We start from the raw sequence: 17,871 nt of genomic DNA, 5'->3' as shown, positions 1-17,871 counted from the left end.
TTCGCTAAAAAGCCTCTTGGCGGAGAGACAATCTAGTTACTTTTGTATTAATAGATATTGTGCATTTACGTCTATTTCTTCTGCTATTTTGGCCAGTAATATGGATGGCACTTTAATGTCGTACTGTTGTAAGCGTATTTTGAAATTGGCATCCACTGTTATATTCTTCTGAACAGGGTCTACTACAATACGTCCTCTGATAACCTCTTTACGAGTAACACCATGCAAAGTCAAATTGCCTGACACGGTTACTTCTATATTCTGGGCTACAAGCCAATTTATCTGCTGGTCGATTATACCCGTAAAAGTTGCATTGGGGTATTTGTCACTTTCCAAATAATTCTCATTAAAATGCTCTTGCATAAGTTTTTGATTGAAAACAAAGCCCTTCATTGGTATTTTGACGGCAACTTGCTGATTGCTGGTATTCAATACCAATCTGCTAAGTTTATTCACGGCTACGATGTCCTCGATGGGAGCTTCTGAATTAAATCTAATATACGAGTCATTTGAAAAGTGAATAGACTGAGCTTGTGCAATACCATCGACAGCCTGCCACAACATAAGCCAAAGTATTATTTTGGCGATTAGGTTTATATTCAGCCGTTTCATTATTGAGCTACTTTGTATTGATTTTTATGCTTTTTGCCTAATCCAAAGCTTCGTCCTAAATTAAATCCAAAGTGAATTCCTCCATCTGCCCATGAGTCAAGGTTTTCTGCAATAAACTGCTTCGCAACCATACCCGTAGAGTTGGTTAGGTGCAGCGAAAACACGTGGCCTCCTGTTTCTATATCAAACCCAAACGACAATGAATTTTTGTATTGCTGATTAATTTGATTAGGCAATACATAATAATATTCGCCTACAAAAGCCGTTCTTTTGGTCAGTTTTATTCGTCCTCCTACACCCACAGCAAATACATCGTTACTTTCGCCATTTACATTGTTGCGATTGCGATGTACCCACGTTGGCATTACCTGTAAAGAGACCCTATCATTAAATTTTCGAGCAATTAAGGCTTGGGAGGTATAGCTAAATTTAGAAACGTTTGTACGCTTTTCGGCAATGTCGTAGCGTGTCATATCGCTATAAGCTTCGCCTACCAAAGTAATAGAAATAGGCGTACCTCCGTTAGTTTGCTGTTTTAGTACTTTCAGCTTGGTATAAGCATTTAGTAACTTTTGGATTGAACTACGCCCTATTCCTACCATCCAGTTATTGGTAATACCATACTCAAAACCCATATAAATATACCCTTGGTCTAAACCAAAAAGCTGATATGCTCCAGAGTTGAGTGTTCCAAAACGGTGTGATATACGATAATCCAAATGGTTGGCAGGTGTTGTTTCTATCGAATAGCCGTTGATAAGCCGATTCGACTTAAAGGTAGCCGACACGGGCTCAGGTTTGTCATTATCGGGCAAAAGGTTTAGTAAATCGGTTTGTGCCTTTAGGCTAAACGATAACCCAAGGCATAAGAAAAGAAAATAGTATTTGTTCATACTGAGAAAAATAAACGATTGGAGAAATAAATCTTAAGCCTCGAATACACGAACTTTGGCCGTTACGGCATTATACTCAACTTTATACATTGTGAGTGGTGAGGGTGCTGGCGATTGAATAACCTTTCCTGTTATATCAAATCGCGACCCATGATTGGGGCAATAAATATCGTTGGTATCTTTTCGATACTCTACTGTTGTACCTTGATGAGTACATACTTTTGATAGGGCTATAAAACTGCCTGAAGTGGTTTTGGCAATAATAATATTACCATTGTAGATATATCCCCCGTTGGCAAGAAGTGCTTGATTGGCGGCTAATGACAAGTCTAATGTAAAATCGACCTTACCATTAGAGATTGGATTAGGATTGCCATTATCTACAGGGAGCGGAGTATCCTCATTGGCACAAGAACTTAACGTTCCTATACAATAAACTGCCATTAAAGCACTACTGCCAAGCCCAAGGCTTCTGATAAATTCTGCTCTTTTCATAATGTATGCTCTTTTAATTAGATGATGAAAGACATACGTGAAAAACGCCTAAATAGATTGTTGAAGCATTAATCTAAATCATGGAAGTGTGAATAAAAGCAAAAAGGACAAGTAAAAAGCAAAAAGGACAAGTAAATTGCTTTACCTGTCCTTTTTATATAATAAAACGAGAATATTACAAAGAAGTTAAATCAAAACCGTCCATAAAGGCCGTTGTAAATTCACCAGATTTGAAACGTTCGTCGTCCATGAGTTTAATATGGAATGGAATCGTGGTTTTGATACCATCAATCACAAATTCTTGAAGAGCACGTTTCATACGAAGCAATACTTCTTCACGACTTTGTCCAGACACAATCACTTTCGCAATCATCGAGTCGTAGTTTGGTGGAATCGTATAGCCCGCATAAACATGGCTATCGATACGTACACCATGCCCGCCCGGTAAGTGCAAGTTCGTGATTTTACCCGGCGAAGGTCTAAAACCATTGGCAGGGTCTTCAGCATTGATACGACACTCCAATGCATACAATTTTGGTGTATAGTTTTGGCCCGAAATAGCAACACCAGCAGCTACCTTGATTTGTTCTTTAATCAAGTCAAAATCAGTAACCTCTTCTGTAATAGGGTGTTCTACTTGAATACGAGTATTCATTTCCATAAAGTAGAAATCACCGTGTTTGTCTACCAAGAACTCGATAGTACCTGCACCTTCATAGCCAATAGCAGAAGCTCCTTTTATGGCAGCTTCACCCATTTTGGCACGTAGCTCAGGTGTTAAGGCTGGTGAAGGAGTTTCTTCACACAATTTTTGGTGACGACGTTGAATAGAGCAATCACGTTCAGAAAGGTGACATACTGTTCCGTATTGGTCGCCTACAATCTGAATTTCGATATGACGAGGTTCTTCAACGAACTTCTCCATATAAATACCGTCGTTACCAAAAGCCGCAGCAGATTCCATTTTAGCGTCATTCCAGAGTTTTTCGAACTCATCTTCATGACGAATGATACGCATACCACGTCCACCACCACCGGCAGTAGCCTTAATAATTACAGGATATTTAATTTCCTTGGCAATTTTCTTAGCATCTTCAACCGTATCGATTAGGCCTTCAGAACCTGGGATAACAGGTACACCAGCCGTTTTCATGGTTGCTTTAGCAGTTGCTTTATCTCCCATCGAGTTGATTTGATCGGCGGTAGCACCAATAAATTTGATACCATATTCAGAACAAATACGAGAGAATTCAGCATTTTCAGACAAGAAGCCATATCCAGGGTGGATAGCATCAGCACCCGTTACCTCGGCTGCCGAAATAATTGCAGGGATATTCAGGTATGACTGGCGACTTGGAGGAGGGCCTATACAAACGGCCTCATCAGCAAATTTTACATGAAGGCTTTCACGGTCGGCAGTTGAATATACTGCTACCGTCTTAATGCCCATTTCCTTACATGTTCTAATAATTCGGAGGGCGATTTCACCTCTATTGGCGATAAGTATTTTCTTGAACATTCTTCAGTTTTGCGTTATAAACTCAACTAAGCTATTTATTTGGTAAAAATAAGGTTTGAGTTGTTTAGTATTATAAAGTAATCAAACAAATTATCGAGTAAAAGAATACCTCATTATGAGATAATCAAAAACACTATTATTGGTATCAACTCAAATACTTCCAGAACAAAGGCATTTGCCTAAGCATACTTGTATTAGGCTCTAATTTGCTCAAAATTCAATAACCCTTATTTTCTACTTGGTGAATATGCTTTTTACTTATTGAAAAAGAATCAAACCTATTTGATTGGTGTGCAATTCAATAATGTTGGCTTATTGTTCAACTACAAAAAGAGGCTGGTCAAACTCAACTGGCGTTGCGTTTTCAACAAGAACTTCAACAATACGACCAGCAACTTCTGATTCGATTTCGTTGAATAATTTCATTGCCTCGATAATACAAACTGTTTTACCTTTAGTGATTTCTGTGCCTATTTCTACAAAAAACGGAGAATCTGGGCTAGCAGAACGATAGAAAGTACCAATCATTGGTGACTTAATCGTTACACGGTTTGAAGCTACCGCTGGAGCTGGCGTAGCTGCTACTGGTGCCGCAGGTGCTGCCGCTACTGGAGCTGGTGCTGCTGGTGCAACAGGTGCTGGAGCAGCCACAACTTGTTGTACTACAGGAGCTTGTCCATAACGTTTAACAGAAAGTTTTAACTCAGAAGTCTCAATGTTTACTTCATCAAGGGTTGATTGTGCGATAAAGTCGAGAAGCTTTTGTATTTCCTTATTTTCCATTTGAGGTTGGGTGTTACAATGTCTATTGTTTAGCTTAATACTTACTGGGATAAATTATACTAAATAGTTGACCGTTATTAGTTAATTGTTATCTGATTTGCTTTACAAACTCAAGGACATTTTAAAATTTTCTTGAGACAACCATTGTCAAATATAAACTAATTTTAAGCACATACTAAGTAGTTGAGAGAATTAGTGCTTGATGAATGGGACTTTGTATTGATTAAGCCCTAAAATTAAACATCTTTTTCAACGGAACAAATCCATTTTCACTACTCCACATTTTTATGCAATTACTTTACACGTTCTACATATTCGTAAGTACGTGTATCTACTTTGATTTTTTCGTCTGTTTGAATAAACAAAGGTACAGTAATTGTTGCTCCAGTTTCTACGGTAGCAGGTTTTTTAGGAGAGTTGGCTGTATCGCCTTTAATACCTGGTTCTGTGTAAGTTACAACCAATTCTACAAAAGGAGGCATTTCACACGAGATTGGTTGTTCAGACTCAGCATTAATCAAGATTTCAACTTCTTGTCCTTCTTTCATCAAATCAGCCCCTTCAACCATTTCTTTGTTGAGTGTGATTTGTTCAAAAGTTTCGTTGTCCATAAATGTATAGCCAAATTCTTCTTCGTAAAGATATTGGAATACACGACGTTCTACACGAACAGGATAGATAGCTACACCCGAGTTGAATGTGTTATCGATTTGTTTTCCTGTAGTGAGCGATTTCAACTTTGTTCTTACAAACGCTGGGCCTTTACCCGGTTTTACGTGCAAAAACTCAACGATTGAAAATAAATCGTTGTTGAATTTAATTACTAATCCGTTTTTGATGTCTGCAGTCGTTGCCATTTTTAAATTTTTGGAAGCTGTTTCTTATCAATACAATAGAATCAATTGTTGTTACTTCCTAACATTAAAGATTTACAAATTTGATGATTACAAAAATTTGAAAACACAAAATTACAAAATAGTTCATGAACTTGCTTCATGAACCTTATTTTGAGCTATTAATCAAATAAAAAAGCAGTAAATAGCCTGCAAAAGTGTTAGTTTATTGGGTTATTTACTGCTTATTTTAACTAATATGCCCATTTGAGATATACACTACCCCAAGTAAATCCACCGCCAAAAGCTGCAAGAATCAGATTATCACCTTTTTTAAGCTGACTTTCATAATCCCACAAACACAATGGGATGGTTGCGGCAGTGGTATTACCATATTTATGAATATTCAACATTACTTTTTCGGGGCCAATACCCATACGGTTGGCTGTAGCATCGATAATACGCTTATTGGCCTGATGTGGTACTAAAAATGACACATCGTCGCCAGTAAGGTTGTTTCTTTCCATAATTTCGGCAGAAACATCGGCCATACGTGTTACCGCAAATTTGAATACGGCTTGCCCTTCCTGATAAATATGATGCCAACCATTGTTGATGGTTTCGTGTGTTGGTGGGTATGCACTACCACCACCCTTTTGAATCAAATGGTTAGCTCCAGAACCATCAGACTTTAAGATAAAGTCCTGAATACCACAATTATCATTAGAAGGTTCTAACAAAACAGCCCCAGCCCCATCGCCAAACAATACGCAGGTGGTTCGGTCTGTATAATCTACAATAGCGGACATTTTATCGGCACCTACAACAACTACCTTTTTGTATCTACCCGATTCAATAAACATTGCTCCTGTTACTAAAGCATTGAGAAATCCCGAGCAAGCAGCTGCAATATCGTAAGATGCACTAAAAGATATTCCTACCTTTTCACAAATAAGATTGGCTGTTGCTGGAAAGAAATGGTCTGGTGTAACGGTTGCACATATCAACAAATCAACCTCTTCTGGCTTGGTATTGGTTTTTGCCAACAACCCTTTTACAGCTTCAGCACCCATTACCGAAGTACCAAGGCCTTCTCCACGCAAGATATGGCGTTCTTTAATACCAGTACGACTGGTTATCCATTCATCAGTGGTATCAACAATTTTTGCTAAGTCGGCGTTGGTCAAAACATCCTCTGGCACATACCCTTGAACGCCTGTAATTGCTGCGGTGATCTTTGTCATGATTTATTATATAAATAGTGAAATGCGACTTACTAGTACCCTACTTAAAAGTGCTTTATAGCACCTATTTGGTTACTATTCGACACAACACACTACGCACTTAGTGCTTCTTTGATCTTTTCTGTAACTTTTGATTCCACCAATTGTGTGGAAAGATGAATCATATTTTTGATAGCCGTAGCCGACGATGCTCCATGAGCAATAATTACGTTGCCATTTACACCTACGATTGGGCTTCCTCCTACTGCTTCATAATTGGTTTTGGCAAGAAAATCTGTTTCTACACCTTGTTCTTTCATGATACCGTAAAGAGACTCCCCCATTTTGAGCAGAATGTTCCCTGTAAATCCGTCGGTTACAATCACATCGGCTTTTCCTTTGAAAAAGTCTTTTCCCTCCATATTACCAATAAAGTTAATTTTGGGATTTTCTCTCATCAATTTGTTGGCTTGTTGAGCCACAATCGAGCCTTTTTCAGGTTCTTCTCCAATATTCATCAATCCTACTTTAGGATTTGGTTCGCCAGTAGTAGCTTGGCAATACACCGAGCCTAATAGCCCAAACTGCTCTAGCATTTCTGGTTTTACATCGGCATTAGCCCCAATATCTACCATTACTGCTAGCTTACCGTTGGTTTGTGGGGCAAATCCTGCAATTGCTGGGCGTTGAACCCCCTCTATAGCCTTTACCGAGAACAGCGAACCAACCATCATAGCTCCAGTATTACCCGCCGAGCCAAACGAGTCGATTTCGCCTGTCTTTAAAAGTTTAAACCCAACTCCGATGCTGGAATTGGGTTTAGATTGCAAGGCTTTAACGGGGTGCTCACCCATTTCGATAGTTTCGTTAGCCTCAACAATCGTAATGTTTGAACCCGTAAAATTTTGTTTATCAAGAATAGCCTGAATAGCCTCGGTTTGACCAATCAATACGATTGTCACGCCTTGGGGTAATTCATTAGCTGCTAACACTGCTCCTTCAACTATAGCTTGCGGGGCGAAGTCGCCGCCCATTGCATCAACTCCTATCTTCATTTGTTATTTTTGTTTACTCAATTTTGGTATTTGCAAAAATAGCATTTTATGAAGTTGGAAACAGTATTTTTTTGCGTTTTTTACATTTTGCCAAAACAAAATATAGTTTATGCAACTGATAATCAATTACTTTAGCGTTTCTTAGACCTCTCAATATTCAGCAAATTACGCTTGTGCAGCGTAACCTTCTACTACCATTTTGCCTTTGTAATAAAGATTTCCCTCGAACACGTGTGCACGGTGACGCAAGTGGATTTCGCCAGTAGTTGGATCTACTGTAATCGTTTTAGGAGTACCGAAATCATGAGAACGTCTCTTATCTCTGCGAGTTGTCGAATGTCTTCGTTTAGGATGTGCCATTTTTTTATTTCCTTAATTATGTTACGTTATTACTTACTTGTGGGCGAGAACGACCATGTCTTTCTCTAAAATATTAATTGTTATTATTTTTCAAATTCTTCAAAATAGCCCAACGAGGGTCTATTTTTTCTTCATCGGCTGGGCTATCGTCGGTTTCATCATCTTCTTCAAAATCGTCGTCGTCGTCATCATCTTCGCTTCCGCCTGTTGAATACACAATTTCTCCTTCTTCATCTTCCCAAAGCAAATCATCGTCGTCAAAATCTTCGTCATCTTCAAAATCATCTTCCAATGTCTCTTCTTTTACCACAAAACGCGGGTGCAGCTTTTTAATTGGAATTTGTAAGAAAATAAAGTCAAATATATCTTGTGCAACATTAATTTGCTGAACATGGCGGTCGATTAGCATTAGCTCGTCTGTAACCTCTTCTGTTCTATCCGAAAATTTTAATATCATTTTCTGGCTTACCAGAAGCGGATATTCAAACTGTTCTAAGCTTTTATCACAAATCAACTCTACAACAGCATCGATGTTATAAAGCATTTGAATCATTGTTTCCGACTTGTCGAGTATTACTTGGGCTTTGAATTTTCCTTTTTTGATAACATCTTGATCAAAATGTGAGAAAAACGCGTTATCACCTTCAAACTCATGTACATACTGCTTGTTGTCAAGGCGAAATATATCGATTCTATAGTTTGCTAAGTAATTCTTTTTCAAGGTATTTTATCGAAAAAAGTGTTTGAAACGATTCTATAAACTATTCACATCTTACTGCTTTTGGTGTGGCTTTTCTATATACATAGAATCCTTTCTGGCTCAGCAAACACGAAAAGACTGCAAAATTAGAGACTATTTTTGAGAAAGGCAAATGTTTATTTATAATAGTTTTGTATATCTAAGTATTCTAATAAATATCAGGCAATGAATCACTTAATCTGAGCTAATCGTTGAATTATCCAAAATATTTGGTAGCTCAGACTCGTAGCTTATTTCTATTTTGGAGGTTTGAATCACTTCTATTTTTTGCGACCTTTGTATTTATGAAAGCGTTATTGATAAAAAATCGTACTTTTTTTGCCCCTTTTCTTTGTGTTTGGGTAATTGTGTTGGCGTTGGTACTTTCTTCGTCAAAATTTGAACAAATGACTTGGATTAACTCGCATCGTACTACTTGGACAGATACCTTTTTTTGGTGTGCAACCCAATTGGGCGAAGGCTGGTTTTTTGGGGCTGTTATCTTTATTCATTTATTTATCAGGTACGAAAAAGCTCTTATTCTAGCAATGGCATTATTGGTGAGTACACTTATGGCTCAAGGGCTTAAATTTTTATGCTCGACTTTACGCCCTATTACCTTTTTTGAAGGGGTCGACTACCCTTGGCATTTTGTGGAAGGAGTCAATATTCATAGTTATAATAGTTTTCCGTCGGGACATACCACTTCGGCTTTTTGTATTTTTACCCTGCTAACCTTATTTACTTCTAATAAAAAATGGGGATATCTGTACTTGATATTGGCATTGTTGGCGGCTTATTCAAGACCATATCTTTTTCAGCATTTCCCCGAAGACCTACTGGGAGGCTCTTTGATAGGTATATTGTCGGCCTTGATAACACGCATTGGCTACCCAAGTTTGAGTTTCCATCAAAATAAAGATTGGCCTCAGCAAAGCCTAATCCATAAGTAGTCATACAATCGTTTGGGGGTTAATCCATTGATTATGCGTTATTAAGCAAGAAATATCGCTTTGCGCGAATACTTTTCTATTAAAATGAGCGTATTTGTATTAAATTTTTAATTTTGTGTTTTACCTGCTTCTTCTCTATGAATATAAGATTCAAGCACAAAAGAGTTGAGCAATAACAAAATAATAACCGAACTATTTGATTATACCGAGGTGTATTACCTCTGTTTTGTACCAATAGTTACCAAAAATGACCATAATTGCTTAATAATTTTTGTTGCACTTCTTTAGATTCTCCATGAATGGGGTATTCTTGAAAAGCATTATTAAACCTAAAATTCAAACGGCTTTTACCGTAATTTCAATCCCAATGATAAAACTCCAACCAGGTAAATATCAGCGTACAATTCAAAATATTTGGAAGTGGTCTATTCGAGTTTTTTTAGGAACACTCCTGTATGTATTAGCAGTAAACTACAACTTTTTTTGGCTTTTTGGTGGTATGCCTAGCCTGCAAGAACTTGAAAACCCCAAAAGCCAGTTGGCTTCTGTACTTATCTCTGAAGACGGTGTAGAATTGTCAAAATATTTCCGTGAAAATCGTAGTCCTGTAGAATTTGAAGAGCTTTCACCCAATATTATTAATGCCTTGATGGCTACAGAAGATGCCCGCTTTTCAAAGCATTCGGGAATCGACCTTCGTAGTACATTTAGGGTAATAACTAGCTTTGGAACGGCAGGTGGTGGTAGTACTATTACTCAGCAATTGGCCAAAAACTTGTTTAATACTCGTTATGCCGAGGCTGCCGAAGAAGGTAAACAATATAAGGGCTTGCTCATGCGGATTCCGAAAGTAAGCACTATTATTGCCAAAACTAAAGAATGGATTCTGGCGATTCGACTCGAAAACCGTTATACCAAGCAGGAAATTATGAAAATGTACCTCAATGAGGTAGAATTTGGCAATAATGCTTATGGTATTAGGGTAGCTTGTAAAACTTATTTTAGCAAAGAAGTCAACAATGTGAGTGTCAACGAAGCGGCTACTTTGGTGGGTATGCTACAAAACCCAAACCTATACGACCCCAGACGCAGACCCGAAAAGTGTTTGGCTCGTCGCAATACCGTATTAGCCCAAATGGTCAAATATGGCTATTTGCCTTCCGACGAAGCCTTGGCACTACAAGAAAAACCGATACAGCTTCGATTCAAGGTTGAAAATCACAATACTGGTAGTGCTCCTTATTTTAGAGAGGCCATTAAAAAGCAATTACAAGCTATTATTGCCGACATTAATAGTACCCGTGACGAAAAAGAGCAACTAAACCTGTACACGAGTGGCCTAAAAATCTATACGACTATCGACTCCCGTGCACAGCAGTATGCCGAAGAAGCACTAAGAGAACACATGATTATTCAGCAAAAGAAGTTTTATGAACACTGGAAAGGCCGTAATCCATGGGTAGACGAACACATGAAGGAACTTAAAGGGTTCTTGAAAGATGCGATGAAGCGTACTGAGCGTTATAAGCAATTGATGGAGGAAATGGATGGCGACGAAGATAAGGTATGGGAAGTATTAAAAAAACCTGTAAGAATGACGGTCTTTTCTTGGCAGGGCGAAAAAGATACGCTAATGTCGCCAATGGATTCTTTAAATTATTACAAGCGGATTCTCAATGCTGGGTTTATGGCCATGAACCCCAACGATGGCCATATTAAAGCGTGGGTTGGGGGGATTAACTTCAAGTTTTTTAAATATGACCACGTTCGCCAAAGTAAACGCCAACCTGGTTCAACATTCAAGCCGTTTGTTTATGCAGCCGCAATTGAAAGCGATGTGGCTAGCCCTTGCGACTATGTCGTAGACGAACCTGTAACTTTTGGCAAAGAGGATGGTTTGCTAAAACCTTGGACACCTCAAAATGCCGATGGACGATATTCGTATGAAAGTATGCCTTTGAGAAGAGCAATGGGGCGTTCTATCAACTCTGTAGCAGCCAAACTGATGAAGCAAATGGGGCCACAAAAAGTTGCGGAATTTGCACACCGTGTTGGTATTACAAGTACACTCAACGAAACACCATCGTTGTGCTTAGGGGCAAGCGAAGTGTCTGTTTATGAACAGGTTGATGCCTATTGTACTTTTGTAAATGAAGGATATAGAATTGAGCCTATCATGATTTTACGTATTGAAGATAAAAATGGTAACGAATTGAGGAGGTTTGAAACTACTACCAAACAAGTGCTTACGGCCGAAACAGCTTACAAAATGGTACACATGCTACGAGGAGCTGTTTTGGAGCCTGGGGGTACTGCCGAAGGCTTAAAACGCTATGCTTGTGCACAAGGAAATGAAATTGGGGCTAAAACGGGGACAACTTCTAATTACTCCGATGGTTGGTTTATGGGTGTTACCCAAAATCTTGTAGCTGGTGTTTGGGTTGGTGGCGACGACCGCAGTATTCACTTCCGAAATATTAGCTTAGGGCAAGGTGCTAAAATGGCTATGCCAGCCTACGCTATGTTTATGGATAAGGTATATGCCGACCCTTCTTTAAAGATAGCTGGCTTTAAGAAAGAACCTTTCCGCAAGCCCGACAATGTGGATATTAATTGTTATGCTGCCTCCTCCGACTCTACACAGGTGCAAGTACCAACTGCCAAACCAAAAGACGACGAAGATGGCTTTTTAAAATAATTTTCATAAAAATAGGGAGCTAGTAGCTCCCTATTTTTATGAAAACTCAATCTGAATGAAACACTTTAAGTTTTACCTCTTTTCGGTGATCACGAGGGGTTCTGTAACAAATGCTTTTATTCAAGCTGTTATAACTAGTGAATAAACTGGCCTATTAATAAGGAAATTCATCATTGAAAAGCTAGCGAGTATTCAAAATAATCCAAAACTCTTTTCATCTTAAAATCGTAATTTTGAGTAAAATGTTGGACATTCCAAACCTGTGTTATAACTACAGCCTGAAACAAGCTTAATTACTATTACTTTCACTATTGTATTATTCTTTTTTTCCCTTTAGAATCTATTGCTTCTATTCCAAGAACATCATTACCTACTAATAGTCGATGTGTAGATTGAGACAAAAATGATGACCCATAATAAATCTCTTCTTTTCTAGTTTTTCCATTTTTCAACTTCAACAATACACTATTGTCTGTTGGAGCTACCAATACTGCTCGATAGGGAAGCGTACTTTCAAAGAATTTCAATTTATCTCTATTTTGAGAGGTTACCGTTAGTAGATTTCCTTTGGCATTCTGCAACTGAACCAATGCTTTAGAATCGCCTCCAACACAATAGCCTCCTTGTTCAACATTTACGACAGTAAAGCCTCCTTTGCCGTTACCTTTAAGCAGACTTCCTTTTGAGGCATCTAATCGGCCAACAGTCAGCTCGGTACTGTAATCATTTCCAGTTAATAATACATCCAAATTACCATCTTGGTCAAAATCCTGAACAGCTATACCAAATACAGGCGAATACTGAGCTTGAATAGGTAATTCCTTGATTTTGAACTGGCCATTGCCTTGGTTCTCTAAATAACTAGACTTCATCCAAGTGGCTCTTAGTATCAAAGCCTCTTTCAATTCTTCAGGCTTCAAAACTTCATTGATGGTTGCTTTGGCAAATTTTGCATAAGAATCAAAGCGTTGTCTAGTTTGGATAAACTGCTTGGCAAGGTCGTCTCGGGTACTGAAAGGAAATTCTTTTCTGACACCGTCCAAATCTTTAAAATACACTGTTGGTATAGCATCAAAATGCCCATCGCTATTGAAGTCTTTGGCATAAACACTCACGGGATTAGCTTCTGAGGCTCTATTAAGGGTATTTAAGCCCAAATTTCCAGCTATGTAGTCAATATCACCATCATTGTCAAAATCACCAGCCGCAATACTATTCCACCAGCCTGTATATTTAGCTAATCCAGTTTGCTCGCTTACATTTTTAAATTTTCCTTTCTCATTTTTCAAAAATGTAATAGGCATAAACTCACCTGCCAAAGCCAAATCAACCCAACCATCATTATCGTAATCTGTCCAAACGGCATCACAAATTAGCCCTATATTATTCAATTGAGGAGCTACCTGAGCCGTAACATCTGTAAATTTCACCGCAGGAGCTTCATTTCTTAGAATACGGCTATTTACTGGTTTTGGATAAGCACTTGGCTCTACCCTTCCTCCTATAAACAAATCCAAATCGCCATCTTTATCAAAATCTACCGCCTTGACACACGAGCCACTTTCTAGGATAGCAGGAATGGCTTGTTCGACCAACTGAAAATTTCCTTTCCCATCATTTAGATAAAACCTATCTTGATAATGAGGGTCGCCAGCAGGGTATTCATAACTACCACTTACAATGTACAAATCCAAGTCGCCATCGTTTTCGGTATCAAACAGCAATACGCCCATATCCTCACTACCTTTTTCTTTGCCTTCGTTTCCAGGTAGTAGGTCTTTTACCAAAAACTTACCGTCTTTGGTTTGGAGCAAAAACTTTCCTTTATATTCATTAGCACCTGCCACAAAAATGTCCTCTAGGCCATCGCCATTGACATCGCCAACAGCCAATGCTGGGCCAAACTGAGAAAACTTATGAGGTAACAACTTTTGAACATTGAAGTCGATAATATCATTTTCCCGATGCACATAATCAATATTTAGGGCATCGGTAATATCTTTTAATAATACAACTTGAGGTTTGGTGTTTTCTTGCGGAATATCTTTGGCCTTTGCTTCATCCAAATACAAAGTTTTATTAGTATGAACCTGTTTTAAAATTTGGGCTTTCCCATTCGGCCAAATCACCTTTACTTGCTCGACTACCTGAACTTTACCAAGCCCAAAATGAGCGATAGGTTCTATGCTCGACAAATAGCCACGATAGGGCGAATACTCATAAACTTGTTTTTCGCCGTTGTTATAGGCAATTTCAATCCAAGCTCCTAAGCCCAAAATATTGTCTTTCCCACCTTTGAGTTTTATTCTCAAGTAATTACTTTCAGCAGGTTTTTGTTGAACAATATTATTGCGATAAACCGATGCCGAATCATTGATATTATTAACGATATAATCCAAGTCACCATCGTTGTCTAAATCGGCATAAGCGGCACCGTTAGAAAACGAAGGCTGAGTAATCCCCCAAGCATTGGTTACATCTTCAAACTGAAGATTTCCTTTATTCTTATAAGCAAAGTTTTTGATTTTGACAGAAGGGATAGAATCCATTAGCATCATCTTGGTAACTAAGCTCGACATCGAGGCATGATAGGCTATAAAATCTTGGTCGGTAATATCACGAGGAAAACCATTGGTAATGATAATATCTCGTAAGCCATCATTATCAAAATCGGTTACCATAGGAGTCCAGCTCCAATCTGTTTCGGCAATACCAGCCAATAAACCCACCTCACTAAACAAAGGTCGTCCTGTCTTAGGGTCTTTTCCTTGATTTACTTGTAGGGTATTACGAGGGTACTGATAATTATAGCCATACAGTTCGTTATTTTGATAGGTCACATAATTATTGGCAGGTGTCATCATTTTCTTTCTATAGTTGGTTTCGGGCATCATGTCCAAAGCAACTATATCAACCAATCCATCATTATTAATATCGTTCACTTCGTTGCCCATTGCCGAATACGAAGTGTGTTTAAAATACAGGTCAGACTGGTCGGTAAATGTGCCATCGTGATTATTGATATACAGGAGGTCGTTGGTCAGGTAATCATTGGTAATGTATATATCTTTCCATCCGTCACGGTTAATATCTGTAATATTTAGCCCCAAGCCATAGCCTTCGATAAGAATCCCCGCTTGTTTTGAAACATCAGTATAAACTGCATGTTTTAAGGTAGGATTCCAGTCATTTCTATACAATTTATCTGTTCTTTTAGAAGAACCATCTTTTATTTTTTCGTGGTACTTATTAGGGAAACGGGTATCATCCATTTCGTTGACAAGTACATAAAGGTCGAGGTCGCCATCGTTATCATAATCAAAAAAAGCTGCATTAGTCGAATGAGTTGTATCTGCGATACCGTACTCCCGAGCCATTTCTTTAAAGATAGGTTTATTATCTTTATCTACCCCTTGATTCACATACAGCATATTGGCCCTTTGGCTAGCCACCTTTTTGGCTGTAGCACAAACATAAATATCCAGTTTGTTATCGTTGTTGATATCCACCAAAGCTACGCCAGAGCACCATTTATTATCGCCCGCAACCCCTGCTTGTTGAGTAATATCTTCAAACTTGAAATCACCTTTATTGATATAAAGTTTATTATTAACCTGATTACCAGTAAAGTAAACATCGGGTAGGCTATCGTTATTAAAGTCTCCAATAGCAACCCCTCCACCGTTATTAATATACTCAAAGGTTAGAACGTTCATGGTGTCGCTTTCGGTTATTCTATTTGAAAACGTAATTCCAGTATCTTCAGCAGGCAACTGAGTAAAAACGGTAGAATCGTTGCTACACGAAGAAAGAGTCAAAGCTAATAGTCCAAAAAGGCAGAGTTGTGTTAATTTATTCATAACAAAAGTATTTTTCTTTATAAAAAAAGAGATGGCAAAATATACCATCTCTTTTATAAAAAAACTAATTACATTTCTAAATTAATAACCAGGGTTTTGTTTTAGAACATCCTTACCTTGTCTATCAATTTGTGTTTGAGGGATAGGCAAGTATTCACTCTTACCCGGTGTAAATTTAGCACCACCCAACGCAATAGTAAGAAGACGACCTTCATAGCTTAGGTAAGCATTAATTTCTTTTTCAGCAACACCCCAACGTACTAGGTCAAAGAAGCGGTGACCTTCGCCAGAAAGCTCTAATTTGCGTTCAAAACGAAGAGCCTTACGAGCAGCATCTTTATCTGCAAATGCAGAATAAGGAGAGATTACATATTTCGCTGCAGGTTTTCCGTCTAGTTTCACCCATCCATCTTGGTTAGCAGCACGGTTACGTACCGCATTGATATATTCTAAGGCTTTTGTCAAGCTTCCTACCTCAATTTCAGCTTCAGCAGCCATCAACAATACATCGGCATAACGAATTACATTGTAGTTCATGGCAGCATAACCTCTTGTCCAAGAGCTACCATCTGTCAATGTACCTTCTTGAGATTTGTAATAAACAAACTTCTTAGTAGAGTATGGCCCAGCATAGCTTTGAGAACGAATCCAGTCGTTACCAGGGAATGGGCCGTAATCTAAATAAGGAATTCCACGACGACCTACAGAGTGATCCAAACGAGGGTCTAGGTTACCAGCATCAGGTGTAAAGGCATCTTTTGATAGTAAACCAAAATCGTTTTTCACAACATTATTACCAGTGTTATAAGAACCGTCCAACAATGGCAACCCATTTGCATCTGTACGGAACGAGTTTACAAGCTCAAAACTAGGCTGAAAGAAACCGCAACATCCACCCGGAGCAGCAGCACCACCATAAGGGAAGTTCAAGTCAAACTCTGGGTTTGCATTGTTTACACTACCTGTATTAGCGGCAGCCTGAATAGCAAAAACAGATTCTTCGTTGTTGTCGTTGGCAGCATTAAATACTTCTGCATATTTGGCAACCAAACCATACTTCTTACCATTGGCAGTTTTACCGTTAGCAATCACTTGGTCAAATAATGCTTTAGCTTCAGCATATTTTTTCTGATACAAATATGTTTTTGCTAAGTATGCAGCGGCAGCCCATTTGTTAGCTCTACCTGCAGCAATTTGAACTTCTGGCAAGGCATCCATTGCAGCTTTCAAATCAGCTTCAATTTTAGGCCACAAATCTGTATCGTTTTTAACTTTTTCAATACCTGTTCCATAATCAACTGTTTCATCGATATATGGTGCATAATTGAACAAACGTTTCAATTCAAAGTAATAATGAGCTCTTAGGAACTTCGCTTCAGCCAGAATCCTAGCTTTGTCAGCAGCGGTTACAGAAGCATCGGCCTGAGTAACCAAACGGATTACAGCATTTGCCCTACTAATACCTTCATATTTACCATTCCAAGTACCTTCAACATCGCCAGCACTGGCAATAGTTTCAAATCTTTGGATAGGGTTGATTGCACCGTAGTCACCAGATTCAGTTCCTTTGTTAGCTTCGCCACCCAAGATACTACCATATACCCAGTTAGTAGATGAAGCCAAACGAGTAAATCCACGACCATTTAGCATACTATAAGCACCCATCAAAGTACCTTCAAGACCCGCTTTCGAGGTCAATAATACTGAGGTCAATTGTCCATTAGGAGCAACTTCCAAAAATGAGTCCTTACACCCAACTACCGTAAGGGCAGTCAACAAGGATGCAGAGACTAATGTTTTACCGATTATATTTATTTTCATTTGATTATTTCTAATTTTTGAGTTGAA

Annotated in this window: 14 protein-coding genes; 2 read left to right on the top strand and 12 right to left on the bottom strand. The window is 38.5% G+C overall.

What is annotated here, in order from left to right:
• Window positions 1-36 precede the first annotated feature (36 nt).
• The 10 genes from FLEMA_RS73045 to FLEMA_RS73010 all read right to left on the bottom strand — a co-directional run bounded on the left by FLEMA_RS73045 (window position 37) and on the right by FLEMA_RS73010 (window position 8,494).
• Window positions 37-612 carry a YceI family protein gene (locus FLEMA_RS73045; RefSeq protein ID WP_044173189.1) on the bottom strand — a complete coding sequence of 192 codons (576 nt, stop codon included), beginning with the start codon at window positions 610-612 and terminating at the stop codon, window positions 37-39.
• The gene (locus FLEMA_RS73040) at window positions 612-1,505 is read right to left on the bottom strand and encodes a DUF5777 family beta-barrel protein (RefSeq protein WP_044173187.1); all 894 of its coding nucleotides are present in this window, start codon (window positions 1,503-1,505) and stop codon (window positions 612-614) included. Before FLEMA_RS73040 ends, FLEMA_RS73045 begins: the two co-directional genes overlap by 1 nt.
• Before the next feature lie 33 nt (window positions 1,506-1,538).
• Window positions 1,539-2,000 carry a QcrA and Rieske domain-containing protein gene (locus FLEMA_RS0147395; RefSeq protein ID WP_026997004.1) on the bottom strand — a complete coding sequence of 154 codons (462 nt, stop codon included), beginning with the start codon at window positions 1,998-2,000 and terminating at the stop codon, window positions 1,539-1,541.
• A 175-nt stretch (window positions 2,001-2,175) separates the two neighbouring features.
• Window positions 2,176-3,519 (bottom strand): acetyl-CoA carboxylase biotin carboxylase subunit, encoded by a 1,344-nt coding sequence (gene accC, locus FLEMA_RS73035; RefSeq protein WP_044173185.1) that lies wholly within the window; start codon window positions 3,517-3,519, stop codon window positions 2,176-2,178.
• A 312-nt stretch (window positions 3,520-3,831) separates the two neighbouring features.
• On the bottom strand, window positions 3,832-4,302 hold the full coding sequence (accB, locus tag FLEMA_RS73030; RefSeq protein WP_044173183.1) for an acetyl-CoA carboxylase biotin carboxyl carrier protein: 471 nt from the start codon (window positions 4,300-4,302) through the stop codon (window positions 3,832-3,834).
• A gap of 293 nt (window positions 4,303-4,595) precedes the next feature.
• On the bottom strand, window positions 4,596-5,159 hold the full coding sequence (gene efp / locus FLEMA_RS73025) for an elongation factor P (RefSeq protein ID WP_044173181.1): 564 nt from the start codon (window positions 5,157-5,159) through the stop codon (window positions 4,596-4,598).
• 230 nt (window positions 5,160-5,389) lie between these two features.
• Window positions 5,390-6,379 (bottom strand): beta-ketoacyl-ACP synthase III, encoded by a 990-nt coding sequence (locus FLEMA_RS73020; protein ID WP_044173179.1) that lies wholly within the window; start codon window positions 6,377-6,379, stop codon window positions 5,390-5,392.
• 92 nt (window positions 6,380-6,471) lie between these two features.
• Window positions 6,472-7,413, bottom strand: a complete 942-nt coding sequence (gene plsX, locus FLEMA_RS73015; protein WP_044173177.1) for a phosphate acyltransferase PlsX — start codon at window positions 7,411-7,413, stop codon at window positions 6,472-6,474.
• Between the two features lie 165 nt (window positions 7,414-7,578).
• On the bottom strand, window positions 7,579-7,773 hold the full coding sequence (rpmF, locus tag FLEMA_RS76650) for a 50S ribosomal protein L32 (protein ID WP_026996997.1): 195 nt from the start codon (window positions 7,771-7,773) through the stop codon (window positions 7,579-7,581).
• Window positions 7,774-7,846: 73 nt separating this feature from the next.
• Window positions 7,847-8,494 (bottom strand): YceD family protein, encoded by a 648-nt coding sequence (locus FLEMA_RS73010; RefSeq protein WP_044173175.1) that lies wholly within the window; start codon window positions 8,492-8,494, stop codon window positions 7,847-7,849.
• A gap of 323 nt (window positions 8,495-8,817) precedes the next feature.
• Here FLEMA_RS73010 and FLEMA_RS73005 point away from each other — a divergent pair, with 323 nt between their 5' ends.
• Window positions 8,818-9,465, top strand: coding sequence for a phosphatase PAP2 family protein (locus FLEMA_RS73005; RefSeq protein ID WP_044173173.1), 648 nt, complete (start codon window positions 8,818-8,820; stop codon window positions 9,463-9,465).
• Window positions 9,466-9,832: 367 nt separating this feature from the next.
• Window positions 9,833-12,163, top strand: a complete 2,331-nt coding sequence (locus tag FLEMA_RS0147225) for a penicillin-binding protein 1A (RefSeq protein ID WP_026996996.1) — start codon at window positions 9,833-9,835, stop codon at window positions 12,161-12,163.
• Between the two features lie 308 nt (window positions 12,164-12,471).
• On the opposite strand, the gene FLEMA_RS73000 is transcribed toward FLEMA_RS0147225, so the two are convergent.
• Window positions 12,472-16,023, bottom strand: coding sequence for a VCBS repeat-containing protein (locus FLEMA_RS73000; protein ID WP_044175116.1), 3,552 nt, complete (start codon window positions 16,021-16,023; stop codon window positions 12,472-12,474).
• Window positions 16,024-16,104: 81 nt separating this feature from the next.
• The gene (locus FLEMA_RS72995; RefSeq protein WP_044173172.1) at window positions 16,105-17,844 is read right to left on the bottom strand and encodes a RagB/SusD family nutrient uptake outer membrane protein; all 1,740 of its coding nucleotides are present in this window, start codon (window positions 17,842-17,844) and stop codon (window positions 16,105-16,107) included.
• Window positions 17,845-17,871 lie beyond the last annotated feature (27 nt).

It is taken from the genome of Flectobacillus major DSM 103 (assembly GCF_000427405.1).
GTDB lineage: Bacteria > Bacteroidota > Bacteroidia > Cytophagales > Spirosomataceae > Flectobacillus > Flectobacillus major.
This window is presented reverse-complemented; position numbering and strand designations above follow the sequence as displayed.